Origin of the sequence: Parapedobacter tibetensis (assembly GCF_024704835.1) — a bacterium.
Classification (GTDB): domain Bacteria; phylum Bacteroidota; class Bacteroidia; order Sphingobacteriales; family Sphingobacteriaceae; genus Parapedobacter; species Parapedobacter tibetensis.
In genome coordinates this window covers 138,747-149,872 of record NZ_JAMXBE010000008.1, presented here as the reverse complement: position 1 = coordinate 149,872, position 11,126 = coordinate 138,747, and the positions used below count along the sequence as shown (strand labels likewise).

10 protein-coding genes and 1 pseudogene are annotated in these 11,126 nt (G+C 46.4%); 7 read left to right on the top strand and 4 right to left on the bottom strand.

What is annotated here, in order from left to right; translation table 11 throughout:
• The first annotated feature begins 41 nt into the window (after positions 1-41).
• The 5 genes from tilS (at position 42) to NF543_RS14625 (ending at position 3,677) form a co-directional block, all read left to right on the top strand.
• Positions 42-1,370 (top strand): tRNA lysidine(34) synthetase TilS, encoded by a 1,329-nt coding sequence (gene tilS / locus NF543_RS14645; RefSeq protein WP_257669079.1) that lies wholly within the window; start codon positions 42-44, stop codon positions 1,368-1,370.
• A gap of 4 nt (positions 1,371-1,374) precedes the next feature.
• Positions 1,375-1,857, top strand: coding sequence for a hypothetical protein (locus NF543_RS14640; protein ID WP_257669078.1), 483 nt, complete (start codon positions 1,375-1,377; stop codon positions 1,855-1,857).
• A gap of 106 nt (positions 1,858-1,963) precedes the next feature.
• Positions 1,964-2,245 carry a DUF4834 family protein gene (locus NF543_RS14635; protein WP_257669077.1) on the top strand — a complete coding sequence of 94 codons (282 nt, stop codon included), beginning with the start codon at positions 1,964-1,966 and terminating at the stop codon, positions 2,243-2,245.
• Positions 2,246-2,271: 26 nt separating this feature from the next.
• The gene (recF, locus tag NF543_RS14630) at positions 2,272-3,390 is read left to right on the top strand and encodes a DNA replication/repair protein RecF (protein WP_257669076.1); all 1,119 of its coding nucleotides are present in this window, start codon (positions 2,272-2,274) and stop codon (positions 3,388-3,390) included.
• Positions 3,387-3,677: a DciA family protein gene (locus NF543_RS14625; RefSeq protein ID WP_257669075.1), complete on the top strand. Its 291-nt coding sequence runs from the start codon at positions 3,387-3,389 to the stop codon at positions 3,675-3,677. The genes recF and NF543_RS14625 overlap by 4 nt, the downstream gene beginning before the upstream one ends.
• A 2-nt stretch (positions 3,678-3,679) precedes the next feature.
• Here NF543_RS14625 and NF543_RS14620 read toward each other — a convergent pair whose 3' ends face one another.
• Both NF543_RS14620 and NF543_RS14615 read right to left on the bottom strand, forming a co-directional pair.
• Complete coding sequence (locus tag NF543_RS14620; RefSeq protein WP_257669074.1) at positions 3,680-4,381, bottom strand: response regulator transcription factor; 702 nt, start codon at positions 4,379-4,381, stop codon at positions 3,680-3,682.
• Between the two features lie 114 nt (positions 4,382-4,495).
• Positions 4,496-5,926 carry a sensor histidine kinase gene (locus tag NF543_RS14615; RefSeq protein ID WP_257669073.1) on the bottom strand — a complete coding sequence of 477 codons (1,431 nt, stop codon included), beginning with the start codon at positions 5,924-5,926 and terminating at the stop codon, positions 4,496-4,498.
• A 237-nt stretch (positions 5,927-6,163) separates the two neighbouring features.
• Between NF543_RS14615 and NF543_RS14610 the strand changes: the two are divergent.
• A pseudogene (locus tag NF543_RS14610) lies at positions 6,164-6,907 on the top strand (basic secretory protein-like protein); the annotation flags it as partial.
• Positions 6,884-9,160, top strand: a complete 2,277-nt coding sequence (locus NF543_RS14605; RefSeq protein ID WP_257669165.1) for a GH92 family glycosyl hydrolase — start codon at positions 6,884-6,886, stop codon at positions 9,158-9,160. The pseudogene NF543_RS14610 and the gene NF543_RS14605, both read left to right, overlap by 24 nt.
• 79 nt (positions 9,161-9,239) lie before the next feature.
• On the opposite strand, the gene nhaA is transcribed toward NF543_RS14605, so the two are convergent.
• Both nhaA and NF543_RS14595 read right to left on the bottom strand, forming a co-directional pair.
• Positions 9,240-10,421, bottom strand: a complete 1,182-nt coding sequence (gene nhaA, locus NF543_RS14600) for a Na+/H+ antiporter NhaA (protein WP_257669072.1) — start codon at positions 10,419-10,421, stop codon at positions 9,240-9,242.
• Positions 10,422-10,496: 75 nt separating this feature from the next.
• Entirely contained in the window at positions 10,497-11,117 is a 621-nt protein-coding gene (locus tag NF543_RS14595) for an L-threonylcarbamoyladenylate synthase (RefSeq protein ID WP_257669071.1), read from the bottom strand.
• Positions 11,118-11,126 lie beyond the last annotated feature (9 nt).

Sequence of the window (11,126 nt, the reverse complement as noted above, 5' to 3'; positions counted from 1 at the left end):
TAACTAACACGGATACACAAATATCATGTACCTTTGGGCATATGAACGTACAAGAGCGATTCATTCAATACCTTCAGGAGCAGGCATTGTGCCAACCACATGAGCGCATCCTGTTGGCGGTGAGCGGGGGCAAGGATTCGGTGCTGATGGCGCACCTTTTTGCAAGAGCCGGATATGCAATCGGTATAGCCCATTGCAATTTCCGCCTGCGTGGGGAGGCTGCTGATGCCGATGAAGCGCTGGTGTACCTACTTGCTAAAACACTGCGTGTGCCATTTTATGCGACAGCATTTGAGACCGAAGCCCATGCACAGCAGACTGGAGTTTCCATTCAGATGGCTGCGCGTAAGTTGCGTTACGAATGGTTTGAAGCAATCCGCGTTACCCAAGGGTACGATTATATCGCGGTGGCGCAGCACCAGAATGACAACATGGAAACCCTACTACTCAACTTGGTACGAGGTACCGGGCTCGCGGGCTTGCGAGGCATACAGCCTAAGCGCAACCGCATCATCCGGCCGTTACTTTTCTTGAGTAGTGAAGAGGTGCAGGCATACGTGCATGCCGAGGGACTGGAATACCGCGACGATGCATCCAATTACTCCACTAAATATGCCCGAAACAAGATCCGGCTGGAGGTTGTCCCCAAGCTGAAGGAACTCAACCCCGTATTGGAATATACCTTTGCCGAAAATATGGTGCGCTTTACGGATGCCTACACGGTGCTGCAAGCGTATGTAGAGGAGCTACGTAATGGCTTGTTTACGGAGTTTTCGGATAAGGAATGGCATATCTCCGTTGCGAAGTTGATGGACTTGCAACCACGGCGATTCTTGCTTTATGAACTATTCAAGCCATTTGGGTTTACAGAACCGGTATTGAGCGATTTAGAAGGGGCAATACGTAATGTGCCGGGCAAACAATTTCGCTCCCCCTCGCATGTGCTTTACCTCAATCGAGGCGAGTTGGTGCTGAAACCCATGGAGACCGAAGAAGATATGGTGGCGACCATTGAAAGACCTGGGAATGGAGCACAATGGGACGAATATCGCTTTGAATCGAGCTTGTCTACTGATAGGGCTGTCATGGGGGAATCCCATATCGCACAATTCGATGCCGATAAGATCACATTCCCTATCCAGATAAGAGCCTGGCAGGAGGCCGACGTGTTTTACCCATTGGGAATGAGTGGCAAGAAGAAGTTGAGCGACCTTTTTGTGTCGCTCAAAATTCCGGTCTACCAGAAGCGATCGGTACCTGTGGTTGTCAATGGCAACGGTGATATCATTTGGGTGGCCCCCCATAGGATGGACGATCGTTATAAAATTACCGGCAAAACAAAAAAAGTGTTTACATTAGCATGTTTTTAAACCAATGGAGGAGAAACCGATATACGTGGAAAACCAATACTTGGGCCGCGACCGAGGTTGGGTGAGTGTGCGCTTAGTGCTGGCGCTGTTTTGCTTTATCGCTTATTACATCAATATCGAGCGTGAGAGCGAAAGCCAGCTATTCCTATTGGTAGGGAGCGCCATTATTTTTGTATCCATCGTGATGATGTATATGCTTCAATACCGCATTACTGTGGAAGATAATAGCTTGAAGCTAAGTGGGCTCTGGACTACACGATTGGTGAAAATAGACCTCAATAGTATTGTGAAAGTAGAGCGTAAACCTTATAGCAATTTCTTCATCAACAATCCGGTATACAACCTCCATCAAAAAGGCAGAATCAAGTTCTATGCGGGGGGTAAAGATGCGATATGGTTAACAGACCGCGATGGCTTGGCGTACATTATCGGCACGCAACGTCAGGTAGAACTTCAACAGGCTATCCTCAAGGCAAAAGGAAAATAGGGGCATAGATTGTCAATTGTTCGTTAAAGTTAGTTAAAAATAGGTTTAAGGTAGGGTGAGTTTTCCCTTTTTTACTTAAATTTGTGTGATTAACATCCGAATGAATATGGGATTATTAAAATTTTTGCTTATTGCAGTTGCCATTTTGTGGTTGGTGCGCGTGGTAGCACGGCTCATCTTCCCATGGGCAATGCGTAAGATGGCAGAGAAAGTTATGGGCAATGCCCAACAGCAATATCAGCATCAGCATAACAACCGTACCCAGCAAACCAAGCCGGACGGCAAAGTGCGCATAGATTACATGCCGCCCCAAAGCAAACCGAAAAATGGAGCGAAAAAGGCAGGTGAATTTGTGGAATTTGAAGAGATAAAATCATCTGCCAAATAGCCGACAAAAACCTTATCTTTGTGGGTATGTGGCTGAAACAATTGTCCATACTTAATTTCAAGAATTATACCGAAGCCACGCTTAACTTCGCGCTAGAAGCGAATGCCTTCACGGGTGATAATGGTGCAGGCAAGACCAATCTATTGGATGCTATACATTATCTTTCGCTTTGCAAGAGCTATTTCAATCCGGTGGATTCCCAACAAATTAAACAGGGCGAAGATTGGTTTATGGTGCAGGGCGAATTCGATAAGGATGCCCAACCTGATGTGGTGGCGTGTAGCCTGAAACGCAACCAGAAAAAGCAATTCAAGAAGAACAAGAAGGAATATACTCGACTGGCCGACCACATTGGCCAGTTCCCCTTAGTGATGGTTTCACCAAACGACTCTGCCATCGTAACCGATGGCAGCGAGGAACGCCGCCGTTTTGTGGATAACGTGATTTCACAGACCGACCATCAGTATCTCGATGGGTTGATTGCTTACAACCGCTACCTCATACAGCGCAATAGCCTGCTGAAACAGGCCGCCAAAGGTAGAATGTTGGATAAGAGCTTACTGGATGTCCTAAATGCACAACTGGTGGAAGCAGGTAACAGGATTTTTGAAAAGCGTAAGGCTTTCATGACTGAATTCATCCCCGAGTTTGATAGGCATTACCAATTCCTTACCGAAACGGCTGAACGGGTATCGTTGGTGTATGAATCACCGCTGATGGAAGGTGCTTTCCTTGACCTGTTGGAGCGAAGCCTTGAGCGCGACTGTGTGCTGGAACGTACCACCGTAGGTATTCATAAAGACGATTTGCTGTTTTCCATACATGAAGGTATGCCGCTGAAAAAGTTTGGCTCACAGGGGCAACAGAAGTCGTTCCTTATCGCGTTGAAATTAGCCCAATATAGCTTCCTGCATCGACAAAAAGGATTCAAGCCGCTGTTGTTGCTGGATGATATCTTTGATAAGCTTGATGACAGACGTACGCGCAAGTTGATGCAGATGGTATCAACAGATGATTTCGGCCAAATATTCCTTACCGATACCGATACCATGCGGATAAACCGTATCTTTGAAGAAATAAACCGCAAAGTGTGCATATTTGAAATCAGTAAAGGCACCGTAAACCAGCAGCTGGAAATGGCATGAGCAGAGGCAACGACATGACCATCAAGGAGGCCATCGATAAAATGCTCGATGTGTACAAGTTGCGGCGTAAATTTGATGAAACATCATTGGTGGCCGCATGGCCCCAGCTGATGGGGAAGGCCATCGCTAACCGTACCAAGCAGCTCTATATCCGTGACAAGAAACTGTTTGTAAAGGTGGAATCATCAGTAATCAAAAATGAGCTGCTGCTCATGCGCTCGCAAATCATCGGCCGGATGAACGAATACGTTGGACAGGTGGTGATTGAAGACCTGGTCGTGCTTTGAGGTTAAGGCACTGATAAAATAAACCCCACCCCATAGATATTCTCAATCTTCGTTCCCGAGACAGAATGCCGTAACAATTTACGTAGCCGGGAAATAAACACATCCAAGCTACGACCCATGAAATAGTCATTTTCGCCCCAAAACCGGATGAGTATATCTTCCCGCTTCACAATCGAATTTCGATGGGCATAGAGGTATTCCAACAGTTCGGCTTCGCGCTGGGTAAGGGTTGTTCGGGTATGGCCTCCAACAGCGAGACTCAATGATTCCTTATTCAATGTAATATCGCCTATCTGGATGGTGTTGGCATGGTCCTGTGCTGCCGTTGAATGCAATAACCGCCTCGTGATGTTGCGGATACGTAGCACCAATTCATCGATATCAAAAGGTTTGGTGATGTAGTCCACAGCACCGAGGTCTAGGCCATGCAATCGGTCTTTTTTCTCCTTGCGCGCAGTGAGGAATAGGAAGTAAGCATTTTTATTGTGTTCCACGATTTTCCGAGCCAAATCAAACCCATTGGTATCCGGTAGTTGGATATCGATAATGGTCAGGCTGAACGCATCGGGTTGTTGGAGGTATTCTTGGTAGGCGCCTTTCCCCGTGGTGCACCATACCACTTCGAAGTTCATGGCTTCGAGGTATTGCTTGGTCACATTGCCCAAATCGGTTTCGTCCTCCACATATAGTAATTTCGGCTTCATTTCGCTTCATTAACCCGTTAACAGGTGACGTAAAACTGGTTCGAATATACATAATTGGTGGGTGTTTTCGGGCGAAATATGCAGGTTAAATACCCGATAGGCTCCAGGGCTCAATTAGGTTTTATAAGGGATGTAGATGGTAAATTGGCTCCCTACCATTTCTTCGCTCGTTACCGATAGCGTCCACCCGTGGCTTTTGATGCATTGGTAGGTATAGTAAAGTCCCAATCCCAATCCGGAGATATGTTGGTTGCCCTGCTTCTGTATGCGGTAGAATTTTTCAAAGACATGTTCAATTTCCTTATTGGGCATGCCTACCCCATTGTCAGTTATCCGCAAGTTGATGGCCGCATCGGTCGTTTCGATATCCACAACAATGCGTTTCTGCACATGGTCGTTGTATTTGATGGCATTGTCAAACAAATTAAAAATCATCGTTGTGAAGAAAAATTTGTTCAGCTCGATGATAAATGGCTGATTCTGTGCATTCAATTGGATGTCAATGTGTTGTCCGGATATTTTTAGATTATAGTCTGTGATGATTTCCCGTAGTAGAAGGTGGATATCACCGGATTCTTTCTGTAATGAGGAATTGTCCATTGTGGTGATATCAATCACTTGGTCGAAGAGTTTCTGCAGGCGTAGCGATTGGCGCTCGATAATTTTGGTGAGCGGTTTGATATTGTTGGCATCGGCCAAGATCTTGTCGTTCTGCATGTTTTTGTTGGCCACAATGATGGTGGAAAGCGGCGTATTGAACTCATGCGTGATGCTGTTGACGAAGTCTGATTTCATTTCGGCGAGTTTTTTCTGCCGGAGCCAATTCCGATAGGTAATGTAATAGATGGATACCACGCAGCCGATGGCAAAGAGTGCCAGTAGAAAGGACGGCATCATCAGCTTGAAGATATTCCAGGTGCGATTATCATAGTCGGCATAGAGTGAAAACCCAATCCAGTAATTGTAGTCGGCCTGGGTGCTTACCGTAAGATTGGTAATTTGGTTTTGGGGCAATGGTTTTTCCAGCGTGCCGCCGATATAAGCGCCATAAGGAGTGGTTAGCCTGTCGGGGAGAAACTCACCGGATTGATTGGCCTGGAAGATGCTTACCACATGTAGGTCTTTGAAAACAAGCTGGATGGTGTTGACGGTGAGCAGATATTGAAGGTTGTCGCGTAATTCATGTTCGGCCTTTATTTGAGCAAACAGGCTATCCATGGTATTGGCAAGGCGTAAGGCATTGAACATGCTATCGAGTAGCCTGTTTTTATAGTTTTCGAATGAATCTTTATCCTGCACGTAGGCAGCCTCCAACGCATGGATGTTTTCCATCAGGTAACGGTCGATGATGGCAACCCCTCCGGGAAATATCTTATCATTGCGGATGCTTTGTGTATACCGTTGGCTAATGAGTGCTTCTTCCGCCGTTTGGTATTGTTCGTCTTTAAGTTTGAACGTGTTGTAGGTGAGGTAAAACAATACGGATATTAGCAAGATGAAACCCAACAGCGAAATGCCCTTATGGATGCGCAATGAATATTTCATCGGGATATCGTTTTGGATGTTGCCCACGGTACAGGCGAATATAGCAAGGAAACCAACAAATAAGATGGCTGATACCAGGCCATTTGGTTTTCATTAACATTTCGTTGGGTATTCATTAACATACTCCTTCAATGGTATGCCTTACTTTTGGTTTAGCATAAATCGAAGATATGGATTTATGCTGATTACTAATACAATCGTACCCTATTAAAGCAAATTTTATACATCCAATGCTGAATGGGCAATTTTTGTGAACAACGGAGATTGCCCATTCTGATTTTTAGCGAGAAAAAAATGATGATCCGATTTTTATTTTCCTCCCTGTTATTGCTTACTGTATTTCAATATTGTTTGATGGCTTATGATGCCGATAACCCACATACCATAGCACCAATTATCGAAAAAGCGTACATCGATTCCTTTGCTCAAAATGGATTTCAGTTTATTTTTGTCAGACAAGACACGAGTTTTGATGCGCAGGTGGCGGAGCGGCTGAAGGAAACGTTTTTCCAAGTGTACCCTATGCTTGTGGAGGCGTTCAATCCCAATGCGGTGCGGAAAGTGACCCTTACCGTAGACACCGCCTATGATGGGGTAGCTTATGCCCATGATGGCCAGGTGGTCATCAGCCAAGCTTGGTTGGAAAAAATGCCCGGTGATGTGGATGTGGTGACTCACGAGGTGATGCACATCGTACAGGCCTATCCCCCTAGAAGCGGCCCAGGGTGGTTGGTGGAAGGGATAGCCGATTATGTACGGCATCGGTACGGTGTAGACAATGTAGGAGCTGGATGGTCACTTCCGGATGTACAGGACGACCACCATTATACCAACAGCTACCGGATTACCGCACGTTTCCTCGACTGGTTGGAAAGCAAGCGGAAAAGTGGTATCATAAAAATACTCGATGAATCCATGCGCTCCGGAACCTATACGGAGGGAATCTGGGAAGCCGAAATGGGGATTGGACTGGATGAATTGTGGGCGATTTATGTTGGGAACGGCTTGGTGCGTTATGTGCAACCCCTCATTGGCACGGCCAAGATGGGCCACACGTTTCCGGGGGCAACAGTGCCTTTCGGGGCAGTGCAGCTTAGTCCCGATACGGACACCATCCCATATGCCGTGGATGGCAAATACAATCCGGATGTATACAAATATTGCTCAGGGTATCAATATGACGACCCTACCATTGTTGGCTTCAGCCATACGCATTTCAGTGGCACCGGGCATTCAGACTTGGGCGATTTCCTCATTATGCCTACAACAGGAGCGTTGCAGCTTAATCCCGGCACAGCCGACATTCCTCAGAGCGGTTTTCGTTCGGCCTATCAACATGATAACGAAGTGGCCGAGGCCAATTATTACCGGGTGAAACTGGATGACCATGGCATCCTCGCCGAGTTGACCACAAGCACCCGCACCGGCTTTCATCGCTATACCTTCGCCGAAAAGGATGAGGCACACATCGTCCTCGACCTGATGCATGGTATCTATGATTATGATGACAAGACCGTATGGACGGTGGCACGTGTGCTTAATGACAGCACAGTGCTGGGCTATCGGCAGACCAACGGCTGGGCACGTACGCGTACGGTGTATTTTGCCATGTCGTTTTCCAAACCGTTTAAGGCATATGGAAGCAAGGACTTCGATGTGGCGTCCGTATATAAAGGCTTTTGGCGTAAATTTGACCAACGTGACAATTTCCCAGATATTGCCGGAAAGAAGCTACGCATGCATTTCGATTTCGATGTGGAGGCGGGGGAACAGGTGCAGGTAAAGTTTGCGTTGTCACCCGTAGGCATGGCCAATGCCTTGGCAAATATGGGTGCGGAAATACCCCATTGGGATTTCGACCGCATTAAAAGGGAAGGACGTGCACAGTGGGAAGAGGAGCTGCGGCGTATTGAGGCAGTTTTGCCAACAGAAGCAGACTATGTGAATTTCTACACAGCGATGTACCATGCTGCATTGATGCCCACTGTATATATGGATATCGATGGGCAATACAAGGGATTGGATTATGAAATTCACCAAGCCGATGGCTTTGTGAATTATACGTCTTTTTCCATATGGGACACGTTTCGGGCGTTCCACCCTTACCTCAATATCGTCAATCCATCGCGCAATGCGGATATGGTGGCCTCCATGATGGCGCACTACGACCAAAGCGTATTGCAGATGTTGCCCATTTGGTCGCACTATGCCAATGACAACTGGTGCATGAGTGGCTACCACAGTGTATCAGTTGTGGCCGATGCCATCATCAAGGGCGTATATACCGGAGATGCCCAAGCGGCGCTGGATGCCTGTGTGGCTACGGCCAACCACAGACGATATGAGGGTATCGGTGAATATATAGATAATGGATATATTCCCGATGAAACCAACGGTACTTCTGTATCAAACACGTTGGAATATGCTTACGATGATTGGTGCATCGCTCAGCTTGCCCAATACTTGGGCAAGCAAGAGATATACGATACTTTTATCAAACGGGCTGAAAATTGGCGTAACGTGTATGATGCTTCCATTGGTTTTATGCGTCCAAGACGTGCCGACGGTACATTTAGGGAGGCATTTGATGTGCTCGAAACCCATGGGCAGGGCTTCATTGAAGGCAACAGCTGGAACTACAGCTTGTATGTGCCACACAGCCCTGTGGGCTTGATGGAGACAATGGGAGGTAGAAAGCGGTTTTCCCGCTACCTGGATTCGCTATTTACCATGTACCTGCCAGATGCGTATTTTGCGCATACCGAGGATATCACACGTGAGGGCATTATCGGTAACTACGTGCATGGCAATGAACCTTCGCACCATGTAGCCTATTTGTACAATATTACGGGGGAAGCATGGAAAACCCAGGAAAAGGTGCGGATGATCCTAGAAAACCAATACCATAACGGGCCCGATGGTTTAGGGGGGAATGACGATTGTGGGCAGATGAGCGCTTGGTACCTATTCAGCAGCCTAGGTTTTTATCCGGTATCGCCGGGTTCCGATGAATATTGGCTCGGAAGCCCCTTGGTACAGTCAGCAGTAATCAATCTTGAAAACGGCAAGACCTTTACCGTGGAAGCGCTGAACCAAAGTGATAAACATGTATATGTGCAGCAGGTGTTGCTCAACGGAAAGCCGCTTGATGGATTTATCATTAATCATCACGATATCGTTGAAGGAGGTAACCTTCAGTTTCATATGGGTGATAAACCCAATCGTAAACGATAAGCGATTTTGGTCACCGAAAATGAGTGCAAGCCAATTGCGCAACCCAAATGAATGAGTGCTTTATTTGATGGCGGGCTTATCAAGGTTCTGTATTTGGCTTTTCAAGGTATCTTTTCCCTAAATTGCTAAGGGCAATGTATCCAATGATTCCGGATAACCCCGAGGCTACCAAAATGGCAAACTTAGCTTCCGTTTGGTGGTATAAGTCACTGAACGACAATAGTGCGATGAAGATCGACATCGTAAACCCAATACCCGCCATCAGTCCTATGCCCAATACTTGCATCCATTTGGTGCCTTTGGGTAATTCACTGAGCCCTAATTTTACAGAGAGCCATGAAAGCAAGGTAATGCCCAATGGTTTACCAATAAACAACCCAGCAATGATCCCGAGGCCGAGTGGACTGGCAAGTCCTTCTACCATGCCACTCTCGAAGCGAATGTTGGTGTTAGCCAAAGCAAATAAAGGCATGATGATAAAATTGACCGGTGTGCTAATGGCATGCTCCACCGACTGGATAGGCGAGGATTTCTGGTTGTTTCCTTTGATGGGGATAGCAAATGCGGTGAGTACGCCGGCAATGGTGGCATGCACACCCGAATGGTGTATGAAATACCACATGACCATACCGGGTATAAGATAAAACCATAAGGATTTAACACCCATACGGTTGATAAACATCATGAGTGCAAATATCCCCATTCCATATAACAAGTAGCTGGCTTCAAGGTCTGCGGTGTAGAATATGGCGATGACAAGGATGGCTCCTAGGTCATCTACGATTGCCAATGCCGTTAGAAATACCTTTAATGCAACGGGTACTCGCTTGCCCAGGATAGATAATATACCTATGGCAAAAGCAATATCCGTGGCCATGGGAATACCCCAGCCATGGTTGGTCTCGGTGCCTGCGTTAAATAGAACGTAAATGCCAGCTGGCACCGCCATGCCACCCAATGCTGCAAAAAAGGGCAGGGAAGCTTTTTTCGCCGATGAAAGTTGCCCATGGGCCAACTCTTGCTTGATCTCAATACCCACCATCAAGAAAAAGATGGCCATCAAGCCATCATTTACCCAATGCAATACACTGTAGTTGAGGTGAATCTGATTGGTTTCAAAGCCGATTTTCTGTACCAAGAGCTGTTCAAACCCTTCTCCTAAAGGAGAATTGGCGATAATCAGAGAAATGACCAAAAAAACAAGTAGGGTAATGCCACTCGCGGAGTCTGCTTCAAAAAATTGCTTTATTTGTTTGCGCATCTGAAAAGAAAATAGGGTATATGAATACGATTTACTGTGTCAATAGAATGAGTTAAACGAATTTTGGCTGCTAAATTACAAAAAGAGACTTAAATCCCCTTTACCTTCACGAATAATTTCAAATTCTCCGGAAGTGGCGTCTACCACGGTTGAAGCTACATTTCCACCATATCCTCCATCAATGACAAGATCCACCAAGTCACCGTATTTTTCATAAATTAACTCCGGATCGGTAGCATATTCCACGATTTCATCCTCGTCATGGATGGAGGTCGATACGATGGGGTTCCCCAACTCGCGTACGATTTCTCGGGCAATGTTATTGTCGGGTACACGGATACCCACGGTTTTCTTCTTCGAGCTCAAGAGCTTAGGTACTTGGCTGCTGGCATTGAAGATAAAAGTGAAGGGGCCGGGTAGTGATTTTTTCAACATCCTGAAAGTGGCTGTATCAAACGGTTTGGTATACTGGGAGATGTCTGTAAGGTCATAACAGACGAATGATAGATTGGCTTTCTCGGGTTTCAGCCCACGCAGTTCACAGACCCGCTCAATGGCCTTGTGGTTTTTGATATCGCAACCCAAACCATAAACTGTATCCGTAGGGTAAATGATAAGTCCACCCCTGCGCAGCACTTCTGCTACCTGTCGGATAGCGTTTGGATTTGGATTTTCTTCATATATCTTGAGCAGCATATTCTTTTT